We start from the raw sequence: 21732 nt of genomic DNA, 5'->3' as shown, positions 1-21732 counted from the left end.
TGTGGAGGACTGTATGGTGGAACATCCTTTTAAAAGCAAACTGGTTGCAGTACTTAATAAGCGTATTGAGCCAGGAAAAGTGATGAATGCGCTTGCTCATATGTGTATTGGTTTAGGTTCCGTAATTGGTGAAGAAGAACTGCGTTTAACCGATTATCGAGATGCAGATGGAGGATCTCACCCTTATATTTCAGAAATACCTTTTATCATTCTTTGTGAGAACTCCAACAAAATTAGAACATTACGCCAGAATGCTTTAGCAAAAAATGTTCTTTTTAATGATTTTACCGATACGATGACTGTGGGTACCTATCAAGAGCAAATTGAAAGAACGGGGCAGGTTAAAGAAAATGATCTGATTTACTATGGCATTGTTTTGTTTGGGGATTGGGATGTGGTGACAGAGCTGACTAGAAAGTGTTCTTTGTGGCGATGATGGGTTGGTAATCATGATGAATAAAGATAAAAACTTAAGTAAAAGCGCGCAAATCATACAGGATTTTTTATCTCAAAAAGGGATATCGTGTGAGGTCAAGGAACTTGATTCAAGTACACGCACTGCAAAAGATGCCGCTGATACTTTGGGATGTAGTGTTGCTCAAATTGTGAAGTCACTATTATTTTGCACTGAAAAAACCAACAAGCCGGTATTGGTATTAGCAAGCGGTGTTAATCGTGTGAATGAGAGCGAGATTGAACGTCTCATCAATGAACCTATTGGGAAAGCTGATGCAGATTTTACACGAGAAATCACTGGTTTTGCGATTGGTGGGGTTCCTCCCGTTGGCCATAAAAATGTTATTGATACGGTTCTTATTGATGAAGATTTGTTATGCCATGAAATTCTTTGGGCCGCAGCAGGAACGCCCAATGCCGTGTTTTCATTATCTCCCGATGAGCTTAAACAGCTAACCAATGGGATAGTAGTCAAGGTTAGAGAATAAATTATGCAAAAAATATTTTGGGATAATCCCTATCAACGCCAATTAATGACTAAAGTGATATCAGTGAATGAGAATCGACTACTTTTTGCAGAGACTATTGGTTTTTCGTTTTCTGGTGGTCAGGAAAGTGATACAGTCCGCGTGAATGGCTTGATGGTTACTCATTCCGAAAAAGAAGATGACTTGATTTATTATACATTACCTTCGGGGCATGGGCTTTCTGAAGGGGATGTTGTCCTTATGGAAATTGACTTTGTTCGTCGCTACAAATTAATGCGCCTTCATTTTGCTGCTGAATTAATCTTGGAGCTGGTCCAAAGAATGCTTCCCATTGAAAAAATAGGTGCTCATATTGCTGAACATAAAGCTAGAATCGATTTTAGCTATCAGCACAATATTTCGGATATCTTTGATTCTCTTTTGTTTGAATACAATCAAATTATTGCAAAAGATATGCTTATTCGCACTGGGTTTTCTGATGAGAAGAGTCAAAGACGTTATTGGGAAATCGAAGGATTTTCTAAGGTTTCTTGTGGTGGAACACATGTAAAATCAACTGCTGAAGTGGGTTATATTACGTTAAAAAGGGCTAATGTGGGTAAAGGTAAAGAACGAATTGAAATTTATCTGATACAATAAATTATCTTAAAATAAAGTGTTTTAGCCACAAAAAATGTCTTTAATTCTAGAGGGTTGATGAGTGAATGCAGAAGAAATTACAGTCTTAAATGATTTAAAAAACGATATAAATCAATTACTGGGATTTCATGAAGAAACACCAAGGATTAATTATGGTCCTTGTGGCGCGTTTGCCAAATTATTTTTTGATGCTTGGAATAGCCGATTTAAGGATAAAGTGCATATTGTTTTTGTGATGATGACATCCCATGAAGAGTGCTGGCATATTGCATTACGCATGCCTTCAGGAGAACTTTATGATGGTGGAATTGGCCTTCATTGTGAAGAAGTTTATGGAGAAGGTTATTTATTTGAAGATATGATCGAATATGATCATGAACGTTTGGAAAAATGGTCTTATGGTCTTGAACGTGAGTATCCACGATTTTGTCCTGATTTTAATAAAGAAGTGGTGAATTCATTGATTATTCATCATCTAGATCGATTGCTATCTCAAGGAAGTTGAGTTAATGCGTTATTTACCTCAATAAGCAATTCAAAAATTAAGTAAAGAGCATTACTCAAAACCGTGTTTTGTTTTTTTGGACTGGCTCTGTTTCTCCTAGGGAAGGAACGCAAGGTCGTATATTTGATGAGAAAATCGCTATGAAACAAGAACACCAACTGATTTATGAGCTAGAGACTTCTCTTTTAAATCCGAAAACGAGAAAATCGATTACCCAACTGAAGTTACTGATTGCTGATGAATTTATCGAGTATGGGGCCTCTGGTTCAATTTACAATAAGAATGACCTACTTGATTCTCTTCCAGAAGAAGAGTCACGAAGCTATATCGTTAATGATTTTTCAGTATTGGAGCTGTCGCCTGAAGTCATGTTGGCAACTTATAAGGTTACCGTTGCCTCAAAAAGTTCCTTGCGTTCCTCGCTCTGGCAATACAAACACAATCGTTGGCAAATGGTGTTTCATCAAGGCACACCTTGCCAAGAGGAATAATTCATTTTTACAGGTATTAAGATGATAACAATAGCCTATCTAAAACATCACTCCGATTGCATTCCAGCGCTTGCTAAGATTTGGTATGAAGTATTAGGAAAAATTTGGGTTCCTGATGTGCCCATCTCTCGTGTAGAAGAAAATTTGCGAAGTCATTTAAACATCAAGCAGTTACCGCTCACTGTTGTTGCTTTTGATGAAGACAAACCTGTTGGGATGTGCTCTTTACGCGCGAATGATGGGATCCGTCCTGAATTAACCCCATGGCTAGGTTCCTTAGTAGTATCGCCAAGCCATCAAAAACAAGGTATTGCAAGACAGCTTATTCATCGAGTAAAAGAAGAGGCCCAAGCATTAGGGTTTAAAAAACTTTATCTTTTTGCTTTTGACCCTACCATTCCAGAATATTACAGTCGTCTTGGTTGGTGCACAATTGGCATGGACGAATTTAAAGGACATCCTGTCACCGCCATGGAGATAATGTTGTGAAGATTAGACAATTGTTTGATGCGGATTGGCATCTATGGAAAGAAATACGTTTAGAAGCTCTGACCAATTCACCAGAAAGCTTCGGCTCTTCTTATGAAGAGGAAGTGTTTATGTCCGATACTGATTTTCAAAATGGATTAAGTAAAGGGTATGTATTAGGTGTCTTTGTTGATGATTTATTAGTGTCTTGTGCTGGATTTTATACGCTTAATTCACTTAAAACAAAACACCGTGGTGTACTTTGGGGTATGTATACTCGTCTTGAATACAGAGGGAAAGGAATTGCAACAGCATTAATTCAAACCCTGATAAAGCATGCAAGAACTTGTGTTACTCAATTGCACCTGACCTGTGTAGTAAGTAATTTTGTGGCTCGCGCTTTTTATCAAAAGCAAGGGTTTCGAATTTATGGTACCGAACCTAAAGCGCTTAAAATTAATGATACCTTCTATGATGAATATTTAATGGTATTGGATTTCAATGAGGAACCCATGAAAAAACTGGATACCTATCAGAGCCTTTGTACTGAAGTATATGATTTAAGTAAACCTAATGCGCCACAAGATGCATACTCATTCTATCGAAGCTATGCTGCGGAGGCTAAAGGATCGATTTTAGAACCTATGTGTGGCACAGGTCGATTTTTATTGCCTTTGGCTGCAGAAGGATTTGATGTTCATGGATTTGATGCAAGTCAGCCGATGTTAGAACGATTGCATGCAAAAGCCAGTAGCACAAATCTTAAACCAAAAGTCTGGCATGGTTTTATCGAAGATTTAAATCAATCCAATAAATATTCTTTGATTTTTATACCCAGTGGTTCTTTTTGCCTCATTACACAAAAGGCAGATATCCAAAAAGCCTTAAAAACTATTTATCAGCATTTGGAAGACAAAGGACTTTTTGTATTTGAAGTAGAAACACGTCAAGCCGTGCCTAAAGAATTAGGTATATGGAGAGGATCAAGATGGCCTAAAGAAGATGGAACGCTTATAGTCTTAAGCCAATTAGCCATGCTTGATGAAGAGGTTTGTTACTCTATAGGTAAATATGAACTGGTTGATAACAACCGTGTGATTCAAACAGAGGTTGAGGAATACAAAATTCGCATTTATCAAGACCCTTCTTTCTTGCTTAATCTGCTTACTGAGATTGGTTTTAGGGAGGTCCGAATGGTTAAAGCTTTTGAACGACTGGCGTCGCCTGAGGAAGCAGATGAAAGCATTGTTTTTGAATGCAGAAAATAATTGAGGTGATGAATGAAAACACAAAAAGGAATACCTAAAGAATATCAGCACACTTCACCAGCAGGAGCTGAAGTACGATTGCTGATGAATAACCATTTAGGTGGAATGGCTCACTGTACTTTAAAGGCAGGAACAATTTCCAAAGCGGTTCGGCATAAAACTGTATCTGAATTTTGGCATGTTCTTTCTGGGGAAGGAGCTATTTGGCGTAAGTTGAACGATGAAGAGAGTATTACTCCTTTAACACCTGGAGTCAGCATTGATATTCCCTTGGGAGCACATTTTCAATACCGAAGTGATGCAGCAGACTTAGTGTTTATTTGCGTTACTATGCCACCATGGTCAGGCAGTAATGAGGCAAGCTATGTTGAGCATGGTGCCTGGCTTCCTACAGTGGAATAAATGAGATGACTTTAAAATTATCGTTTTTAGAAAATCCAGATCCTGATGATGTTCAAATATTAACAAATGGGATTAAGGCATATGCCAAACAACAAAGGGGCTTCGAGTCTTTAGATTTTTTTGCTTGCTTTATTCGAGATGCAGACAATAGCATTGTGGGTGGTTGTAGTGGTGGAACGCTCTATGGAGGTCTTCATGTCGATAATCTTTGGGTGAGTGAGTCCATCAGACATCAAGGATGGGGAACAAAGCTCATGCAAGCGGCATTGAGGTATGGCAATGAAAAAGGTTGTGCTTTTGCAACAGTCAACACCATGGATTGGGAAGCAATAGAATTTTATAAAAAATTAGGATTCAAACTTGAATTTGAGCGGCATGGGTTTCAAAAAAATTCTATTTTTTATTTTTTGCGCAAAGAATTTCAGGAAACAAGAGACATCGGACTCTTAAATGATGATTCAGTCTCAAGCTTAAGTCAAAAACCAAAATTACCTGTATCAGAGTCTGTAGTGAGCGAAGAGGTTGTCTCAATAAGTAATGCCTCTCATTTTAAGTGGGGACAGGATTGTGATGGCTGGTGGTTAAAAAATAATGGTCAGTTTAGTGTTATTTATGAAACGATGCCCTCAGGAAGTTGTGAGATAAAGCACTATCATCGGGAAACAGAGCAATTTTTTTATTGTTTACAGGGACAATTGGTTATTGAGTTTGAAGATTATGAACAAGTGTTGCAGGAACAGGAAGGAATAAGTATTAAAGCAGGGGTAGCTCATCAAGTGAAAAACTGTTCCGGAAATTTGGTTTCTTTTTTGGTGATTTCATCTCCTAATCTATCAGGGGATAGAGTGAACCTGGAGTTCTAAAATGTCTGTTGAACTGATTATCCGCAAAGCATTAATTGATGATGTTCAACATCATAATGAAGGTCATATGGCAAAACTCTATTTAAGGAAAGTGCTGTGAACATCAAAGAATTACAATCTGCTTTAAAAGTTGAGACAGCAACATTAGATGATTATCCTACCATTCACAACATGGCACGATTTTATGTATATGAACTCTCGCGTGACTGTGGTTTTATTTCAGATGATTGGGCTTTGCCCTCCGATGGCCTTTATGAAGTGCGACACGAGGTCGCTATGCAAACTGTTGCGGCAGATAGCCACCTGCACGCAACCTACTGTTCCGTCAGTAGTTCTCTACCTAAACATGCAATTGGAGTAATCTAATGGTGTGAAGCTTTAGGGACAATGTAGCCGCGGGGAACCGTAGACAAATTCGCGAGGATGTGTCGAACCTGCCAGCACCAAGGCGGGGAGGAGCTAGAGATGAGTGGTATGGTTAATGTAATGTGAACTTTCGTCAAACGTCGTTAGGCCTAAGGAGCCAAAAGTGCTGAAAGGCTCTCACCAAAACGGTACCGCAATCAAGAAAGTGGGCTTTCATATCACACTTTCACGGATAACACGATTGCCGGCGGATAGAAAGAACCTAACCCACTTTAGTTTGTGAAGTGGAACGTGGCAACCCCGTAGAACTCCCTGCATACAAACAGGGACAGTGCGTTGCAAGACACACCTATGGTTGTGCGGGAATAGGAGGTCAGGAAAAGCGAATGTCTTGCTGTAATGGCAAGGATACTGATTGAAATATAATTAGACACGAAAGTGAGCCCACGCCTGACTGGTCTTTAAGCGCGAGATAATTTGGAGAATCAATAGCATGAGGAAAGGCAAATGACGGCAGCAGCATTGCTGACTGGTGCATCCTCAACGTCAGCCACATGGGATTCCATCAATTGGAAAAACACTGAGGCCGAAGTACATCGACTACAAATGCGTATCGCGAAAGCTATTAGCGAAGGTCGTCATGGCAAAGTCAAAGCATTGCAATGGCTTCTGACGCACTCGTTCCAAGCCAAGCTCTTGGCAGTAAAACGAGTTGTACAAAACAAAGGGGGTAAGACCCCTGGAGTTGATAAAGTCATTTGGAAAACACCACAACAGAAGATAGATGCAGCACTGTCATTGACTCGGAGGGGCTATAAAACCCAACCGCTCAAACGGATTTATATCCCCAAAAAGGATGGCCGACAGAGGCCGCTTTCAATCCCAACTATGAAATGCCGGGCAATGCAAGGATTACACTTACTTGCACTGACCCCCATAGCAGAATTCTACGCGGACAAAAACAGCTATGGGTTTCGCCCAAAGCGATCCACAGCGGATGCAATCGAAGCCTGCTTCAATGCATTGGCTAGGAAATGTTCAGCTCAATGGATTCTTGAAGCGGATATTAAATCATGTTTTGACAAAATTTCCCATGACTGGCTACGGGAAAATATCCCGATGGATAAAGAAATTTTGAGCAAATGGCTGTCAGCTGGTTATATCGACGATGGCCTCTTTCATCAAACAGAATTGGGCACACCACAAGGAGGGCTCGCTAGTCCGACACTTTTGGTTCTAACGCTCAGCGGACTGGAACAAGCAGTACACTCTGCCATAAACAAACGCACTGACAAGGTCAATCTCAGTATCTACGCGGACGACTTTATCGTAACGGGCGTTTCGCAAGAAATACTGCAAATGAAAGTAAAACCAGTGGTGGAGTCTTTCCTGAAAGAGCGTGGACTGGAACTCTCGCAAGAGAAAACCAAAATCACGCACATTGATGATGGATTTGACTTTCTCGGTACTAATATTCGCAAATATAAGGGTAAATGCATCATCAAACCCTCGAAAAAGAGTGTCAAAAGCTTTTTAACGGTTATCAGAGAAACCATCAAATCAAATGCAACGGCTAAGACAGAAAACTTAATCCATCTGCTGAATCCAAAAATTAGCGGCTGGGCTAATTATTTTCGACATAGCTGCGCAAAAGAGACGTTTAGCTATGTAGATCATCACATCTACAAAGCATTGTGGAGTTGGTCTTGTCGCCGACATCCGGGAAAAAGCAGTTCATGGATACAAAGGAAGTACTTTCGAAGTCAAGGGTTAAGAAACTGGATTTTCTTCGCCAAAACTGCAAAAGCGGATGACACTAACATCAGTGTAGACTTGTTCTCAGCAAGCTCTGTTGTCATCAAACGGCATATTAAAATCAAAGCCGAAGCTACACCATACGATTCATGCTTCACGGAGTACTTCAGCAAACGGGATCGTCGATCACGACAGGGAGGCGCGAAACAGACACTGACGACCAAGACCTCATCCAAAGGACACGTAATGGCTGGGTCAACCGAAGTTGGCTTATGAAAAGGCTTGAGCCGTGTGCGGGGAAACTCGCAAGCACTGGTTCTTAGAGGACTGCCCTCCAGCAATGGGGGGTAGTTACTCGACAGCTTCGATTTTAAAAATTACTTTGAAGAGCCGACAAGAAAAGCTTTTCTGATTAAAGTAGGCAATGAATTAGCAGGTTTTGCCCTATTAAATCAAGAAGGAATTTACCCTGATACTGCGTGGAATATGGGCGAGTTTTTCATTGCTGCTAAGTTTCAAGGCAAAGGTTTAGGGTATTTAGTCTCCTCTGAGCTATGGAACATGCATCCAGGCTTATGGGAAGTTTCCGTGATTCCAGAAAATAGGCGAGGGCTTAGCTTTTGGCGCAATACTATTTCAAAAATTACACTGGGTAATTACCAGGAAGAAATCAAAACCATCGATTATGATCCACACCAGCCTCAGCGAGTTATTTTTCGTTTTGATTGTACAGCACTTGAATGCAGCGAGCCTTTAGAAAGTAAAAAGGAATATCAAATCCAATTTGTTGATGAACTGGATGAAGCTACAGAAAAACGTATGACAAAGGGATTTATTGCTTATGAGGCTCAGCATGGTATTGACGTCAATTATCGACGTTTTTCAGTAACCATTTCTTCTGCCCAAGGGGAAGTTTTTGGTGTGATTAATGCCTTTACAGCCTTTGCAGAAATTTATGTGGATGATATTTGGGTAGACAGTGTTCATCGTGGTAAAGGGTATGGCAAGCAGTTATTGCTTGCTCTAGAACATCATTTCAAAGGTCAGGGCTTTAATAATATCAATTTAGTGACCAGTGCTTTTCAAGCTCCAGAGTTTTATAAGAAGTGCGGTTACATAGCAGAATTTACGAGAATCAATAAAAAAAATCCCAAGTTAAACAAGACATTTTTTGTCAAATTTTTTAACGAAGAATTAGAAACACAAGGCATTCTTAAGGCAGCTCATGGTGAATAAAAATCAACTGGAAACAATCTGTAAAAAATTAAAGATGAAGCAACCTTGCGACTTGCCTCAAAGAGTTTACGGGGGTCTTTTACATAAAATGTGGTATTTGGAATGCAATGGCTCGCAATTTGCTGTAAAACAGCTCAATAAAAGGATTCAGTTAACTGAAGAAGTTAAATCCCAATATGAATTGACAGAAGATATAGCCTTCCAATTTTCCCAGCGTACTATTCCCGCAGTTCATGCTTTAAAATTAGAAAATAATTACTTAATCCTTTCGGAAGATGAGGCTTTTCTTGTTTATCCTTGGATAATAGCAAAAGCATTGGATAAAGACGCTATATCTGAGGCGCATGCACTTAAAATAGCCACTTTCTTGGCTAAAATTCATCAGATTAATCTTAATGTTCCCCAGCTGAGCGCTCAAGAATTTGATATTCATCCTAATGAAAAAATTAGTCTGTTAATAGACCAGTCAGCATGCCAAAATTTGGTGTTTAAGGATCAATTAAAAAGTAATCAACGGATTATAATTGAGCTTAACGACCTCTATCAAAAAGCAATACCTATTCTACAAAGTAGCAGTGTAGTAAGCCATGGTGATCTCGATCAGAAAAATGTTCTATGGGATAAAAATGATGCTCCGTTTCTTATCGATTGGGAATCTGCGCGAAAACTTAATCCCACTTATGAAATAGTCAATTGTGCTCTTGATTGGAGTGGAATTACTACTCCACTGTTTCATAAGCCTTTATTTATAAAAATGTTAAAGACATACGCATCTTCTGGAATAACAATAAATCACGATCATTTGGAAGCAGCCTTTTATGGTGTTCTGGGCAATTGGATCAATTGGTTGGTGTATAATATAGAGCGTTCTTTTAGCTCTGATAAAGAGCAGCAGGATATTGGTATTGAGCAGGTTCTTCAGGTTTTGCCTACTATTATTCAAGTCAAAGTGAGTATTACTGAATTAACTCAATTAGTAACACGTGAATTAAGAATAAACTGTTAACTTTACTCAACTTTGATTACCATATCGCACGAACTTAAGTTTCAAGGAATGTTTCATGACGAACATCAACAATAATAAAGCTGCATTAGTGACCGGAGCCAGCCATGGAATTGGTCTTGAACTCGCTAAAATTCTTTTAGGTGACGGTTGGGTTGTCTATGGAACAGGGCGGGATGTGAGCAGCTTAGCGGATACTAAAGCGCTATTTCCTCGTTTTGTTCCAATTCAATCGGATTTTACCCGCAATAGTGATATTGAAGAGGTTGCAACAATTATTAATGAGTCTGGAATACCACTTCATCTTTTAGTTCAAAATGCAGGAATGAAAAGCCCGCCACGTCCATTAACTGAATACGATTGTGACAGTATTGATGAAGTGTTTCAGGTTAATTTATTAGCTCCAATGAAACTAACGGCACTCCTTGCGTTAGGGATGCCTGAGAAGTCTCGGATTTTATTTGTTACATCAAGAGCAGCCACTTTGAAACTTAAGGAAAGTTCAACATACTGTGCCAGTAAAGCGGGTTTGGATGAAGTAACCGCTATTGTGAGAAAAGAGTTAGCCGAGAAAAATATCGGCGTGTCTTGTGTTATTCCGGGGGAAGTGGATACAAGAATTCAAAAAATCTTAAGAGAAACAACTTCATTTCATTTACATAAAATGTTTGATGAGGCATATCAGTCCGGTCAATTAATTAGTCCAGAAACTTGCGCGGAATTCCTTAAATGGTTTCTTTGCGACTTATCTTTTGATGAATTCAAGCAAAGTAATATGCCTGTTTCCATCTATGAAGAATGGCATCATCCATTCTGGCTTAGAGATAGGAATCAGCTACCTCCTTTTCCTTTCTAATTCATTTATGAATTTTTACGATCAGTTCCAATAAAAATTCAACTTTGCAGAATAGATGCTTCATTTGTTTATTTTTCAAGGCATAATTCTTTTATGGAGGATATGCCTTCGCTCTTTCTACAATTGTTTCCTCAAATAGATTCGATCATGCCCTTCTAAATAATTGTGAATTGTTCCTAAATGCTGATAGCCTTGTTTTAAATAAAATCCTTCTGCCTGAAAAGAAAAAGTATCTAATGTTGATGCTGGAATTCCTCGTTTAATTGCTTCGGCTTCAACGCTGCGTAATAGCTCAGCACCGATACCAAGACCACGGTATTCGTCATTAACCCAGAGGACGTCAACGTATATTGAGTTTTTATGAGCATACACAATAGCTCCGCCAATAATATTACCCTCCTTACCTTTCACATAGATTGAGTAACGCTCTGGTTTGGTTCCCGTAAAAGGAGCATTAAAATTTACTATCCCATCACGAATAATTTTATCTTGCTGTTCTAGTAGCTTGGGGTCTATAACAAGCTCTAGTTGGTAATTCATTTGCGATTGATTCATGAGTTATATCTTTTAAAATTAGTTTGAATACAATAAATCATTGACAACTTCCATAGTAATTTCGGGTAGTTTTTGTGTTTGATCAATACTCTCTTGAATGGTTATAACTGCTTTTTTAATTTCATTGGGTAACATCTCAGATGGTGCATTGTCGTTTGGCCAAGAAGCATCTCGAGTCGCTTTATCAGGCCAACGAGAATAGGCAAGCCACATACCATCGTTAGTTTTATGCAGGCAAGAACCTAACGCACCGCGATATTGCACAAAATAGGAAGCGACCTGATGCCAGGCCTTTTGATACTCCATCTCAAGCCCAGGCTTAATAAAAGCTCGGTAAATAACAGCAAAACATTTTTTGGAAAGCAGCTTAAATTGTTCTAGCGCTTCTTCAGGTGTTATATCCTGGGTTCCTAAAACCTCTTCTGCTTTGAATATGTTTATCCCTTTGGGTATTGAAAATTGAGAAGTAAAATACATTTGATCAAGGCCTATTCCAAAAGCACAATGCTCATAGCCTAGAACACGAAAGTAATTAATTGGTTGTTGGTTTTCATTAGTTAAGACATAGTTTTTGAATTTGGGATTATAAAATCCATAAGTCATGTAATAATGAATACCTTGCCTTTCAAGATGTTGAATGATTTGAACCAAATTCTGGTGCATTTTTTCAGGCGAATAAAGTTCAACATACATCCCAGCCTTTTCAACCGTTGAGTGTTCATTCTCGGGATAAGGAGGATTCAGCGCCACAAAATCACCAGGTACCGCGCTAGAAATTACCTCCATAAAATCGCCACTTCTGAATGAAACCTGATTCGCATTAAGTAGGTTAGATACACGGTCAACTTCACTCAAGAACAGCTCCAACGACAAATTCGCATGTTCAAGAAATCGATTGGCGTTTTTTCCTTCAAATAATTCACCTTCGCGATAGATAATATTCAATTCCTTATCATAAAAAAGGATTCCGCCCCATGAATGATTGATGATAAAAGGAAGCATCAAAGATTTTTCTTCAGGCTCAGTTGCTTGATTGTAATTCTCAATCACCTCAAGAAAAAAATCTTTCTTTGATATGGAAAGATTATATTTTTCTATTAAGGCAGCATAAGAAGCTTTGATAAGAGCAGGATTGTCTCTTATTAATTGAAGTGTATTAACCAGAATTTTATTGCTGTCATTGATAATATATTCTTCTGCAAGGCCAACTTCCATTGCGGCCATGCTCCAGGAAGCAGAACCAGCAAAAGGCTCAATGGCTTTCTTGTATTTTTGGCCCTTATTATTTGCCAATAATACAGAGAAATGTTCATTCAACCAGCTAGTGTCAGGGGACATATGCCCTGTCAAATCGGGAAGAGTAAGGTACCTATTTCCGAGATAATGGAGCGGCCCTCCATGATTTTGAGTTAATTGAATAGAATTTGAGTTCATAATAACCACTATGTAGTAAATATTACTATAGAGTCGCACATTTTAACATGAAACAAAAAATTCCTTTATTCTTTATTACTAATTAAGTATTGACCCTCACGTTGCGTGATAGCTTAGAATCATCAATTAAGGAGATGATGCTTATGAACTATTATCAAATTAAAGAAATCAGCCAAATGACCTCTCTTTCAATTCGGTCATTGCAATACTACGATGAAGTAGGTTTGTTAAAACCAACAAAGCGCTCTGATTCTGGCTATCGTTTGTATTCTGAAGCTGATTTACTCATTTTACAACAAATTATCACCTTAAAATTCCTTGGATTTTCTCTATCTACCATCAAAGAAATTATTGGGAATCCAAACTTTAATCTGGCTGCATCAATGAGCCTTCAAGCACGCGAATTGAGCGAAAAGGCTAATAAAATAAATGAAGCAGCCTCTTTGTTAACTTACATTGCCAGTCAATTGGAAATAAACCAGCCAATCAATTGGCAAAGTAGTGCAAAAATTATTGAAATATTGGAGTTAAATACTATGAGCGATCCTGTATTAAAAAAATATCAAGCAGCTAGTGAATCAGAGTTAGGTAAAAAATCAGACTACGATTCCACCTATAATCCCAATCGGCTCTATCCTATCTCCAGAGCGGGTAAGCGGCAAGAAATTGGCATTGATCCTGTTCATCCTCCTTTTGTGGGTTTTGACTGTTGGAATCATTATGAAGTTTCTTGGCTCAACGCAAAAGGAAAACCGATGGTTGGGATTGGTGAAATTTTTTATGATTGTAACTCGCCAAAGCTCATCGAATCCAAGTCATTAAAACTGTATTTTAATTCATTTAATAACACCAAAATAAAAAGTATTAGTGAGTTAGAAAATACGATAAAAAAAGATTTAGAAGTACGTATTGAAGCCCCAGTTTTAGTTAAAATTTATCTTTTGGAGCAAGCAAAACACTACACTGTATCACAAATACCGAAAGGTGAGTGTATCGATCACCTCGATGTTGAATGCTCTGTCTATTTGGTTGAGCCATCATTTCTTAGCGTTCATGATGTGGTTGTGGAAGAACGATTATATTCTGACTTATTAAAATCAAATTGCTTGGTTACGAATCAACCAGATTGGGGAAGCATACAAATTGCTTATAAAGGAAAAAAGATCAATCGAGAAGGCCTATTAAAATACCTTGTTTCTTTTAGAAATCATAACGAGTTTCATGAGCAATGTATTGAGCGAATTTTTGTGGATATTATGAATTATTGCAAACCTGAAGTATTAACAGTCTATGGACGTTATACTCGGCGCGGAGGATTGGATATTAACCCTTATCGCTCCACAGAAAATAGTGCCATTGATAGAGAAAATATCCGATTAGTCCGGCAGTAATAGAGCTTTATTGCTCTATCCAAGCTCTTAATTTTCCAGAAAATCGGCCTTGTCGACGTAGTGTAGTTGATGCGATTGGGTCGATGCTTTTAATTAAGCGGTATTCGCCCAACACCGCATGAATAGCCCAACATTGTTCAATAATTGCAATGATCTCAAACAAATGGGCAGATGACTCTATCGACAGCCAGTTTTTAAAACAATCCTCCTGTAATTTCCTATATTGACTATTTGGTAGTTTTAAATGTTCTGTGGCCCGATACAAGCAATTAACGAATGAGAAAAATGGATGAGTAATAACAACTTCTCCTAAATCAATCAGCGTGGTTTGATGAGTATTTGGATTCACTAAAATATTTTTATCGTGAAAATCTGCATGGCCAAAAGTATCAGGTACTTTAAAACTGGCTAATTGGTCACAAAAAGTTCTTAATTTACCATCTAATCTTTTTAATTGTTTTAATTCTTCTCGGGTTAATCCATCACCAATCAATAGCTCTTCCTCACATAGTAATTGCTGATAAAGTTTTGGCAATTGCTGCAGGCACCAATCTGGGACACCTAAATCAAGAAACAAGCTTATTTTATCTGCGGAGTTTATTTGAAGCATTGTGTAATGATGCATCATATCAATTAAAAGATTGGGCTTAAATTCCTGTTTAAAGACCTCATGCAAAGGAATGCCAGCATCTTGCATTAAAAAACAGTGAAGTTCTTGATTATGAGCTATGATTTTTGGAACAGGGGCATTGAATTGTTTCTGCAATAGCAAAATGACATTAGTTTCTAATGACAAGGCAGAAGGTACCTTCTTCAAATAAACTAATCCAAAATTGGTTTGAAAGCGACACACTTCTGACCAAGCTGTGTCGAGAATTATTTCGGGTTTTATGGTTTTAAGTTGATACCCTAATTCGTTTAGGGTACTAAGCGCCCATTTTATGTGAGTATTCTTCATGATCATTGCTTATGGTCTTCGACCACCTCATGAATCGTGCGCAATGCTCTTTTTGCTTCAAAATTCATCTCGGTTTGTTGGTTAACAAGATACATCATCGCTTTCCATAAAGCCCAAGCTCGTCCTCGTGCCCAAGTATTTGGGTCGAGTTCCAGTGTTTCTAAGAAAATGCTCCGACTTTTTCCTTCAAATAGTGTCCAGGCAATAGCGAGATCGCAAGCAGGATCGCCGACCGCGAGTTGGCCAAAATCAATCACTGCACTTAATTTTCCTTGGGCAAGTAATAAATTGCCAACACTCACATCACCATGAACCCATACTGATGGATTCTGCCAAGAAGTGGATAATGCTTTTTCCCAAATTTCTGTTGCAGCACGGAAATCTATAGTGTCCTTCAAATCTTTGATGGCTTTGCGTGTCTCTGAATCATAGACTGCTAAATCACCGCCACGATAAAAACTTTGGGGACCGGCAAGAGGTCCACCCATTGAATTGATGCTTTGGAGTGCCTTAAGAAATAGAGCTAACTCATATGCAAACTCAGACAAATCATTAATAACCGCTGCCGTTTCTCCAGGAAGCCAATGATTAATTGACCACTTCCAAGGATAAAGTTCATTGGGTTTTCCCATCGCAAGAGGGGCGGGTATGGGAAAAGGAAGATGTGGTGCTAATTTGGGCAACCAGAGTTGCTCTTTTTCCACTTGTCCTGCGTATTCAGCACTACTGGGCATACGAATAAGCATTTCTGTACCTAAATGAAAAGTTCTATTGTCCCAACCGCTATTTTTTACAGCTTGGATAGGCAGATGACTCCACTGTGGAAATTGCTGAGCAATGAGCTCGCGCACTAAATTTTCAGTAATATTCGTTTTTTCATGGGGTTGTGTATTTTTCATTGGTACACCATAAAATCGATATTCTACTTCATCAAGCAACTTGCCTGATTCACTTGTTTTGATGTATTCATCTTGAATGATGCCACCCATTTTTTCGGCAAGTTTGCGACTTGGAATATTATGTCTTACAACTGGATATTTTAGATAATCATAAGCAAGATTAGTTTCAGCCCATGTTTTTAATAAATTCATTGCTTCAAAACCATAGTGAAATCCATGAGCACTTTTCTTTAACCAAATACCTAATTCGGGTATTTTCGTATTCGCTTGGTGCAGGCAGGCATATCCTAAAAAATCTTGGTTTTCTTCGTTTAAAATGATTAATGCGATTTCAGTGCCTTCCTGCATTTTGATTTGTTGTTCAGAAATATGCTGGTTAATTTCTTCTTGAGTTTTCGGAGCACTTGGCCACATATGTTCTGTAATTTCAGCGGTAAATTCTTTGCACAACTCTTCGGCATAGTTTAGTGAAATAGGGATTAACTGAAGTCGTTCGGATTTCAGGGCGAGATGCAGATAGTTGGGCATAGAATATTTACTCGTAAAATTGTTATCAATGTTTTGCTTATTATCTTATCAATCAGTGTAATCTCAAGTGAATGCTTGGAAGAAAAAAATACTGCTATTTTTCCCCAAATTAATTCTTCTGTTAGATTAGAATAATAATTCTATACTCGATACTCACGTAGTTCTACGTATTGATGCATCTTATGGTCTATTTGTATAATTATTATATTGTTTGCAGTTAGGAGAAAGTAAGAATGAATCAACCTCAACGAATTTTTATTGTTGGTCATCATGGTGCGGGTAAAGGATTATTAGCAAAGTCCGTGGCTCAATTATTAGGGTGGCAATTTATTGATGCAGATTTTGGGTTAGAATCTCATATTGGACGACATGTGTCTGAGATACTCGGAAGCCTTGGGAGTGAGACTTTTTATGATTGTCAGTTCGATATATTAAGTTCTCTTTGCAATCAAAAGCACATTGTTGTGACAACCGATTCCAGTGTTGTTCTGTCTTTAAAAAATCGTCAATTATTGCACGATGAACTGACCATATTTTTGGATGTGAGTACTCCGGTCCAAATCGATCGTACTGCACGAAATACTACAAGTTTATTGCCTATACCAAGTTTGAGCGATTTTTTTGATCAACTACATGATGAGCGAGATAATTTATATAAAGAGGTTGCTACACTCACTATTCATGGTGATGATGGCAAATTAGAAGAGCATACGCGTTGTATTGTGAAGGCTGTGGTGAGGAATGAAGAAATGCTACCTCCAAAAAATCTAAAATCAATTTTGGAGAAAAAAGATTTAACCATGTACCATAAAGAATTCCACACAAAAGTTGAGCTATCTGAACAACAAGCCATATACCTGAAGTTGTTGGCACAAGGTAAAACAGCTAAAGAAATTGCCCGTGAAACTCATGTTTCTTACAGGACAGTTGAAGGAATGATTGCTAAATTAATGGAGTCCTTAGGATGTTCTTCCAGTAAAGAGTTAATTGCTTTATTTCATGAACAACCGTGAGTCTAAACCTACTTCTTTAAAAATATTCTAAAATGGATAAGATGAGATAATGCTAACCATAGCGGAGTATGTATGCCAAAATATGATTCACCTTGATTTCTCATTTTTTGTTTTTCTCCCATTATACCCTATTTGAGATAGGTGCGTTATCTATCACAAGCCGCATCAAATAATTTTCTTCATTAAACTCTTATAACGTGGCCTTTTTGTGCTACAATTAAACCATCATGATTTTTCGAGATAAAAATGAAAACAGCAACTGTAAGAGCGCGAATAGAGCCAGAATTAAAACTGGAAGTAGAATCCGTATTAAATGAATTGGGTTTATCAGTATCAGAAGCTATTGAAATTTACTTACGTCAAATTAAATTAGTACATGGAATCCCTTTTGATATCCGCATCCCAAATAAAACAACCCAAGAAACATTTGAGCATACTGATCGCGGTGAGAATCTTAATTATTATAAGAATGCCAAAGATATGTTTGATAAGTTGGAAGGCTAATGCTTAAACCCATCACCACAAACCAGTTTGAAAGGGATATTAAACTTATAAAAAAACGTGGCAAGGAACTTAATAAGGTTTTTAAGATCATGCAATTACTTTTAAACCAAGAAAAATTACCACAAAAAAATCGAGATCACGCATTAACAGGTAATTATGCTAATCGCCGTGAATGCCATGTAGAACCTGATTGGCTTTTAATTTACAAACTAGAATCTGATGCGATTATTTTTGAAAGGACAGGAACGCACTCTGATCTGTTTAAATAAAATTAATTGTTCTTTCTGATGAGTCTCTAAAACTACTCGGCCAATAACCAACTTAAGGTGATCTGGCCATTCTACTCAACCATGCCCCCATATACCCCACCAGTGATAACAAAATATCAGGAATTAGGTCTTATCAAAAGCAAATTTTAATGAATGCTGGAGAAATACTGATTTGTTCTGGATTGCTTCAGAAAATCTTACTGATAGCAGCATACAGTAGAGACCTGAACGAAATTCACCATCTTTATTAAGTATTCTTTTTTCACGTTCAGTCAAAAAATTAACAGGCGCATCTTTTCTTATATAGCCGTCATTTTTCTTGAAATAATTAAGTGCTTGAATTAAATCACTGTCCGAATGTTCTTCATCTAGCTCTAATATTTTTAATACTTCAAACAAAGAATCCTCTTTTGCCTGCTTATATTGTTTTTCAAGTCCCTCACAATAAATAGCATATTCAATATCATCATACTGTTGATTATTGCCGCTATGTAAATTATTTTGTTTTGTTGTCATGGAACCTCTTTCGAATAAAAATAGGCTGCTAATTGTAGCAGCCTATGCCTTCCCCTACCGGACGAACTTCAAAACGAGGATAGTAGCATAAAAGGCCGAGACAGAGAGATATAAAAAGATGAGTTCCGTCGAAAATAGAAAATCCAGGTTATACTATAGTCCAATAACTTAACCTAAAATGAACTTTAAACAGTCCAATTCATCACTTGAATTCAATCATAGCCTCTACAATCCCCATAGCCATATAAAAAATAGACTATTATTTTAATAAATATACAAATATAAGATTTTAAAATGGCAACTAATACAAGAAATCAATTAACGGATCTGATTGTAGATAGATTAAATGAAACTAAGGAGCATTTGAAACAACAGTTCTTTCTTGAGCATCCTATAAAAGTTGCCCGTTACTTTACCCTAGATGACCTTCTTCCAACTGAAATTGCTGAAAAAATATATACCGATTTCCCTAACCCAAACCAAATGCATCTATTAAGTATTCCTGGAAAATTAAAGTTAAAATACAGCCACTTAAAAGATGCATCCAGTTTATTGCAAGATATTAATTTTGCGATTCAAGCCCCTAAAGTTGTTGCGGTGATTGAAGAGATAACTGGGATTAAAAACCAAATTCCTGATCCATCACAGTTTGCTGGTGGCATTAGCACATTACTCAAAGGATACCGTCTTAATCCTCATTTGGATAACTCGCATGATGTAGATAGAAAACACTATCGAACAGTAAATGTACTTTATTATGTGTCTCCTAATTGGCGACTCGAAAATGGTGGAAATTATGAATTATGGGATAAAGAAATTAAAAATTGCATTGTTGTCCCTAGTCTTTTTAATCGCCTGCTTGTGATGGAAACAAATCGAACCTCTTGGCATGCCGTAAATCCAGTTTTATGTAACGCTCCTCGATGTTGTGTGTTTAATTACTTTTTTTCTAAGCAATCTCCTGAAGATGAAGAATATTTTTTCAATGGGAATTCATTTAGCGCTCGACCTGAACAAAAAATTCGTCGTGCAATTGAACGCGTCAAAAACACATTCATAAGAAGATAAGGCTTTATCAATGCAACTTGATACACATTAGGGGCATTGAACGATGTTGAGAAAAGGATCAAATAAATGTTATTTGCTTTAGTTGTTCTCTTCGGTGTTGTTATGGTTCTTTTTTCAGAGGAGTTTAGCAAATCCTTCAAGAAGCTATGGGCAATAAAAGGAGCTAAGCTACTTCTACCAATGCTTGCTGCGTCTTGGTTTATCTATACTTTTGATTTTTTGTTTGTGGGGGTACTTTTTTATTCGCATCAATTTTTGCACGATACACTGGCCTTTTTGATAAGGATTATGCCTTTCCAGCAAGGTGCAGAATCCGCAGCATTAGTCATCTTATTAACGTTCTTTTCTGTTGTTCCTGTACTGATTATTGATTTTTTTACTCGAAAGAAAAACTACAAGAGTTATCCATATCCTTATATGACAAGTACACTAATTTGGATATTGTGTGTTGCTCTATTAATAATCATCTAATTACCGAGCCCCCCTTTGCAGTATAAAGTAATTTTTAAGAAGGAAGTGAAGAAACAAGCATTTGCTCGCTGATTTTTTAATCCATTTTAATCGAATCATCGCCACCTCTTTGATCTAAACCATTTAATACATAGTCCCAAATTTTACTTGGCACATTAATTCGCTCCCCATCAGAAGGATTAAGATGCAAGTCGATATAGGGAAAACTATTGTTTTCAATAATACCAAATGGTTGCTTATGCCATGGAAGAGAAATATCCTGACAAATAAAATCAAGACCTGTAAGGGGTATATTGAGAATTTTATGTACTTTTTCCAATAACAATTTGTTCTCTGGATGGATTAAATCGATAACATTACTAATTTTTGCACCACTACCCATAGTCACTTTTTTTGAAATAAAGATTTGTTGTCCTTTGTTTAGTACTGTGTTTTGTGTAACTCCCTGAGCCTCTAGGATTTTCTTCAAGTAACTATTGAGAATAATTTTGTGTGAATTACTACCAACAGCAGCTTTATTCTTTTTATCGATTAATTCTGCAAAAGTACTGATACCATCACCAATAACGCTCCCAGGTTGACGCATCACACAAGCGATTAATGAATCATTAATAATTAATGAGCGATAAACATTGCCAGGAATGTGTTGCTCAACCAATACACGAAAATCAACTTGCTTTACTATGTTAATTGCCTCTTTTAATTCTTTCGGCGTTTGAATAGTACAAAAGGCATGGATACTTAGGGATTCGGATACTGGCTTCACAGCAAGAGGAAACCCTAATTCAATGCCATATTGATACGCGCTTTTACTGGAAATAAAAACCCTTCCTACAGGACAGGGAATTTTTTGGTTCAATAATTTCTTTTTGAGGATCCATTTATTATCGTATTTGGTATCATCATCAAAGCAGGTATTTTTTTGATAAAGAAGAGAAATAGGGGTTTGTGTAAAATAATATTTTTTACCATGAAATACCAACATAAAATACAACGTGTGTAATTGGGACTCCTTAAAATTATAGAGCTCTAACCCCCTTCGTTGCGCTTCATCCCATAATGCAAGTATGCTGTTATTCCATTGACTCCTATCAATGATATTGGTTTTGGTAAATAATTTTAATTTTTGAAAAATAGTAATGGACATCCTATTTAATAGATTATCGAAACGTAAAAAATCCTGATCTGATAGGAGAAACGTTTTAGATAAAAAATAGATCAATGGATTGAATATAAAATAATCGAATAAACTAAAAAATTTTCTTCTAACATGACAGCGCTTTTCAGGATAGCAATGCTCACAGATTTTATCATCCATCACCGTATACTC

At 37.5% G+C, this 21732-nt stretch carries 25 protein-coding genes and 3 pseudogenes; 22 read left to right on the top strand and 6 right to left on the bottom strand.

Going from position 1 to position 21732, the window contains the following annotated elements; translation table 11 throughout:
• The first annotated feature begins 13 nt into the window (after positions 1-13).
• The 15 genes and pseudogenes from OQJ13_RS16565 to OQJ13_RS16495 all read left to right on the top strand — a co-directional run bounded on the left by OQJ13_RS16565 (position 14) and on the right by OQJ13_RS16495 (position 10796).
• On the top strand, positions 14-436 hold the full coding sequence (locus OQJ13_RS16565; protein ID WP_265712022.1) for a DUF2000 domain-containing protein: 423 nt from the start codon (positions 14-16) through the stop codon (positions 434-436).
• 16 nt (positions 437-452) lie between these two features.
• The gene (locus OQJ13_RS16560) at positions 453-944 is read left to right on the top strand and encodes a YbaK/EbsC family protein (RefSeq protein WP_265712062.1); all 492 of its coding nucleotides are present in this window, start codon (positions 453-455) and stop codon (positions 942-944) included.
• Between the two features lie 3 nt (positions 945-947).
• A complete protein-coding gene (locus tag OQJ13_RS16555; protein WP_265712021.1) occupies positions 948-1583 on the top strand; it encodes an alanyl-tRNA editing protein in 636 nt (211 codons plus the stop codon).
• A 61-nt stretch (positions 1584-1644) separates the two neighbouring features.
• Positions 1645-2088 carry a hypothetical protein gene (locus tag OQJ13_RS16550; protein ID WP_058472683.1) on the top strand — a complete coding sequence of 148 codons (444 nt, stop codon included), beginning with the start codon at positions 1645-1647 and terminating at the stop codon, positions 2086-2088.
• 140 nt (positions 2089-2228) lie between these two features.
• Positions 2229-2579 (top strand): DUF4440 domain-containing protein, encoded by a 351-nt coding sequence (locus tag OQJ13_RS16545; RefSeq protein ID WP_265712020.1) that lies wholly within the window; start codon positions 2229-2231, stop codon positions 2577-2579.
• A 21-nt stretch (positions 2580-2600) separates the two neighbouring features.
• Positions 2601-3068 (top strand): GNAT family N-acetyltransferase, encoded by a 468-nt coding sequence (locus OQJ13_RS16540; RefSeq protein WP_265712019.1) that lies wholly within the window; start codon positions 2601-2603, stop codon positions 3066-3068.
• Positions 3065-3517, top strand: a pseudogene (locus OQJ13_RS16535) (GNAT family N-acetyltransferase); the annotation flags it as partial. The gene OQJ13_RS16540 and the pseudogene OQJ13_RS16535, both read left to right, overlap by 4 nt.
• A gap of 42 nt (positions 3518-3559) precedes the next feature.
• Positions 3560-4315: a class I SAM-dependent DNA methyltransferase gene (locus tag OQJ13_RS16530; RefSeq protein ID WP_265712061.1), complete on the top strand. Its 756-nt coding sequence runs from the start codon at positions 3560-3562 to the stop codon at positions 4313-4315.
• A 12-nt stretch (positions 4316-4327) separates the two neighbouring features.
• Positions 4328-4717 carry a cupin gene (locus tag OQJ13_RS16525; RefSeq protein WP_265712018.1) on the top strand — a complete coding sequence of 130 codons (390 nt, stop codon included), beginning with the start codon at positions 4328-4330 and terminating at the stop codon, positions 4715-4717.
• A 5-nt stretch (positions 4718-4722) separates the two neighbouring features.
• Positions 4723-5580 carry a GNAT family N-acetyltransferase gene (locus OQJ13_RS16520; protein ID WP_265712017.1) on the top strand — a complete coding sequence of 286 codons (858 nt, stop codon included), beginning with the start codon at positions 4723-4725 and terminating at the stop codon, positions 5578-5580.
• A 96-nt stretch (positions 5581-5676) separates the two neighbouring features.
• Positions 5677-5946, top strand: coding sequence for a hypothetical protein (locus OQJ13_RS17115; protein WP_265712016.1), 270 nt, complete (start codon positions 5677-5679; stop codon positions 5944-5946).
• Between the two features lie 507 nt (positions 5947-6453).
• On the top strand, positions 6454-7977 hold the full coding sequence (gene ltrA / locus OQJ13_RS16510; protein WP_265712015.1) for a group II intron reverse transcriptase/maturase: 1524 nt from the start codon (positions 6454-6456) through the stop codon (positions 7975-7977).
• Between the two features lie 75 nt (positions 7978-8052).
• Positions 8053-8937, top strand: a pseudogene (locus OQJ13_RS16505) (GNAT family N-acetyltransferase); the annotation flags it as partial.
• Positions 8930-9943: an aminoglycoside phosphotransferase family protein gene (locus OQJ13_RS16500; RefSeq protein WP_416209932.1), complete on the top strand. Its 1014-nt coding sequence runs from the start codon at positions 8930-8932 to the stop codon at positions 9941-9943. The pseudogene OQJ13_RS16505 and the gene OQJ13_RS16500, both read left to right, overlap by 8 nt.
• A 55-nt stretch (positions 9944-9998) precedes the next feature.
• Positions 9999-10796, top strand: coding sequence for an SDR family oxidoreductase (locus OQJ13_RS16495; protein WP_265712012.1), 798 nt, complete (start codon positions 9999-10001; stop codon positions 10794-10796).
• 117 nt (positions 10797-10913) lie between these two features.
• On the opposite strand, the gene OQJ13_RS16490 is transcribed toward OQJ13_RS16495, so the two are convergent.
• Both OQJ13_RS16490 and OQJ13_RS16485 read right to left on the bottom strand, forming a co-directional pair.
• Entirely contained in the window at positions 10914-11351 is a 438-nt protein-coding gene (locus OQJ13_RS16490) for a GNAT family N-acetyltransferase (RefSeq protein WP_265712011.1), read from the bottom strand.
• An 18-nt stretch (positions 11352-11369) separates the two neighbouring features.
• Positions 11370-12785, bottom strand: a complete 1416-nt coding sequence (locus OQJ13_RS16485) for a DNA adenine methylase (RefSeq protein ID WP_265712010.1) — start codon at positions 12783-12785, stop codon at positions 11370-11372.
• Positions 12786-12919: 134 nt separating this feature from the next.
• On the opposite strand from OQJ13_RS16485, the pseudogene OQJ13_RS17045 reads away from it, so the two are divergent.
• Both OQJ13_RS17045 and queF read left to right on the top strand, forming a co-directional pair.
• A pseudogene (locus OQJ13_RS17045) lies at positions 12920-13078 on the top strand (MerR family DNA-binding transcriptional regulator); the annotation flags it as partial.
• Between the two features lie 243 nt (positions 13079-13321).
• Entirely contained in the window at positions 13322-14176 is an 855-nt protein-coding gene (queF, locus tag OQJ13_RS16480) for an NADPH-dependent 7-cyano-7-deazaguanine reductase QueF (protein WP_322783766.1), read from the top strand.
• Positions 14177-14183: 7 nt separating this feature from the next.
• Here queF and OQJ13_RS16475 read toward each other — a convergent pair whose 3' ends face one another.
• Entirely contained in the window at positions 14184-15134 is a 951-nt protein-coding gene (locus OQJ13_RS16475) for an aminoglycoside phosphotransferase family protein (protein ID WP_265712008.1), read from the bottom strand.
• 2 nt (positions 15135-15136) lie between these two features.
• On the bottom strand, positions 15137-16561 hold the full coding sequence (locus OQJ13_RS16470; protein WP_265712007.1) for a GNAT family N-acetyltransferase: 1425 nt from the start codon (positions 16559-16561) through the stop codon (positions 15137-15139).
• Positions 16562-16794: 233 nt separating this feature from the next.
• Here OQJ13_RS16470 and OQJ13_RS16465 point away from each other — a divergent pair, with 233 nt between their 5' ends.
• The 3 genes from OQJ13_RS16465 (at position 16795) to OQJ13_RS16455 (ending at position 18347) form a co-directional block, all read left to right on the top strand.
• Positions 16795-17574, top strand: a complete 780-nt coding sequence (locus tag OQJ13_RS16465; RefSeq protein ID WP_265712006.1) for a shikimate kinase — start codon at positions 16795-16797, stop codon at positions 17572-17574.
• A 246-nt stretch (positions 17575-17820) separates the two neighbouring features.
• Entirely contained in the window at positions 17821-18078 is a 258-nt protein-coding gene (locus OQJ13_RS16460; RefSeq protein ID WP_265712005.1) for a type II toxin-antitoxin system RelB/DinJ family antitoxin, read from the top strand.
• The gene (locus OQJ13_RS16455) at positions 18078-18347 is read left to right on the top strand and encodes a type II toxin-antitoxin system YafQ family toxin (RefSeq protein WP_265712004.1); all 270 of its coding nucleotides are present in this window, start codon (positions 18078-18080) and stop codon (positions 18345-18347) included. The genes OQJ13_RS16460 and OQJ13_RS16455 overlap by 1 nt, the downstream gene beginning before the upstream one ends.
• 123 nt (positions 18348-18470) lie before the next feature.
• Here OQJ13_RS16455 and OQJ13_RS16450 read toward each other — a convergent pair whose 3' ends face one another.
• Positions 18471-18863 carry a hypothetical protein gene (locus tag OQJ13_RS16450; protein ID WP_265712003.1) on the bottom strand — a complete coding sequence of 131 codons (393 nt, stop codon included), beginning with the start codon at positions 18861-18863 and terminating at the stop codon, positions 18471-18473.
• Between the two features lie 294 nt (positions 18864-19157).
• Between OQJ13_RS16450 and OQJ13_RS16445 the strand changes: the two genes are divergently transcribed.
• Positions 19158-19931 (top strand): 2OG-Fe(II) oxygenase, encoded by a 774-nt coding sequence (locus tag OQJ13_RS16445; RefSeq protein WP_265712002.1) that lies wholly within the window; start codon positions 19158-19160, stop codon positions 19929-19931.
• 66 nt (positions 19932-19997) lie between these two features.
• Positions 19998-20402 carry a hypothetical protein gene (locus OQJ13_RS16440; RefSeq protein WP_265712001.1) on the top strand — a complete coding sequence of 135 codons (405 nt, stop codon included), beginning with the start codon at positions 19998-20000 and terminating at the stop codon, positions 20400-20402.
• Between the two features lie 76 nt (positions 20403-20478).
• On the opposite strand, the gene OQJ13_RS16435 is transcribed toward OQJ13_RS16440, so the two are convergent.
• A complete protein-coding gene (locus OQJ13_RS16435) occupies positions 20479-21720 on the bottom strand; it encodes a hypothetical protein (protein WP_265712000.1) in 1242 nt (413 codons plus the stop codon).
• Positions 21721-21732 lie beyond the last annotated feature (12 nt).

This window comes from Legionella sp. PATHC035, from assembly GCF_026191115.1.
In the GTDB taxonomy this organism is placed as follows: Bacteria; Pseudomonadota; Gammaproteobacteria; order Legionellales; family Legionellaceae; genus Legionella.
Note: the sequence above shows the minus strand (reverse complement) of the source record. Positions and strands in the feature narration are given on the sequence as shown.

Excerpts from the sequence above, each read along its gene's own strand:
- OQJ13_RS16565 (WP_265712022.1), top strand. The coding sequence starts at position 14 with ATGGTGGAACATCCTTTTAAAAGCAAACTGGTTGCAGTACTTAATAAG.
- OQJ13_RS16560 (WP_265712062.1), top strand. The coding sequence starts at position 453 with ATGAATAAAGATAAAAACTTAAGTAAAAGCGCGCAAATCATACAGGAT.
- OQJ13_RS16555 (WP_265712021.1), top strand. The coding sequence starts at position 948 with ATGCAAAAAATATTTTGGGATAATCCCTATCAACGCCAATTAATGACT.
- OQJ13_RS16545 (WP_265712020.1), top strand. The coding sequence starts at position 2,229 with ATGAAACAAGAACACCAACTGATTTATGAGCTAGAGACTTCTCTTTTA.
- OQJ13_RS16540 (WP_265712019.1), top strand. The coding sequence starts at position 2,601 with ATGATAACAATAGCCTATCTAAAACATCACTCCGATTGCATTCCAGCG.
- OQJ13_RS16530 (WP_265712061.1), top strand. The coding sequence starts at position 3,560 with ATGAAAAAACTGGATACCTATCAGAGCCTTTGTACTGAAGTATATGAT.
- OQJ13_RS16525 (WP_265712018.1), top strand. The coding sequence starts at position 4,328 with ATGAAAACACAAAAAGGAATACCTAAAGAATATCAGCACACTTCACCA.
- OQJ13_RS16520 (WP_265712017.1), top strand. The coding sequence starts at position 4,723 with ATGACTTTAAAATTATCGTTTTTAGAAAATCCAGATCCTGATGATGTT.
- ltrA (WP_265712015.1), top strand. The coding sequence starts at position 6,454 with ATGACGGCAGCAGCATTGCTGACTGGTGCATCCTCAACGTCAGCCACA.
- OQJ13_RS16495 (WP_265712012.1), top strand. The coding sequence starts at position 9,999 with ATGACGAACATCAACAATAATAAAGCTGCATTAGTGACCGGAGCCAGC.
- OQJ13_RS16490 (WP_265712011.1), bottom strand. The coding sequence starts at position 11,351 with ATGAATCAATCGCAAATGAATTACCAACTAGAGCTTGTTATAGACCCC.
- OQJ13_RS16485 (WP_265712010.1), bottom strand. The coding sequence starts at position 12,785 with ATGAACTCAAATTCTATTCAATTAACTCAAAATCATGGAGGGCCGCTC.
- queF (WP_322783766.1), top strand. The coding sequence starts at position 13,322 with ATGAGCGATCCTGTATTAAAAAAATATCAAGCAGCTAGTGAATCAGAG.
- OQJ13_RS16475 (WP_265712008.1), bottom strand. The coding sequence starts at position 15,134 with ATGAAGAATACTCACATAAAATGGGCGCTTAGTACCCTAAACGAATTA.
- OQJ13_RS16470 (WP_265712007.1), bottom strand. The coding sequence starts at position 16,561 with ATGCCCAACTATCTGCATCTCGCCCTGAAATCCGAACGACTTCAGTTA.
- OQJ13_RS16465 (WP_265712006.1), top strand. The coding sequence starts at position 16,795 with ATGAATCAACCTCAACGAATTTTTATTGTTGGTCATCATGGTGCGGGT.
- OQJ13_RS16460 (WP_265712005.1), top strand. The coding sequence starts at position 17,821 with ATGAAAACAGCAACTGTAAGAGCGCGAATAGAGCCAGAATTAAAACTG.
- OQJ13_RS16455 (WP_265712004.1), top strand. The coding sequence starts at position 18,078 with ATGCTTAAACCCATCACCACAAACCAGTTTGAAAGGGATATTAAACTT.
- OQJ13_RS16450 (WP_265712003.1), bottom strand. The coding sequence starts at position 18,863 with ATGACAACAAAACAAAATAATTTACATAGCGGCAATAATCAACAGTAT.
- OQJ13_RS16445 (WP_265712002.1), top strand. The coding sequence starts at position 19,158 with ATGGCAACTAATACAAGAAATCAATTAACGGATCTGATTGTAGATAGA.
- OQJ13_RS16440 (WP_265712001.1), top strand. The coding sequence starts at position 19,998 with ATGTTATTTGCTTTAGTTGTTCTCTTCGGTGTTGTTATGGTTCTTTTT.
- OQJ13_RS16435 (WP_265712000.1), bottom strand. The coding sequence starts at position 21,720 with ATGGATGATAAAATCTGTGAGCATTGCTATCCTGAAAAGCGCTGTCAT.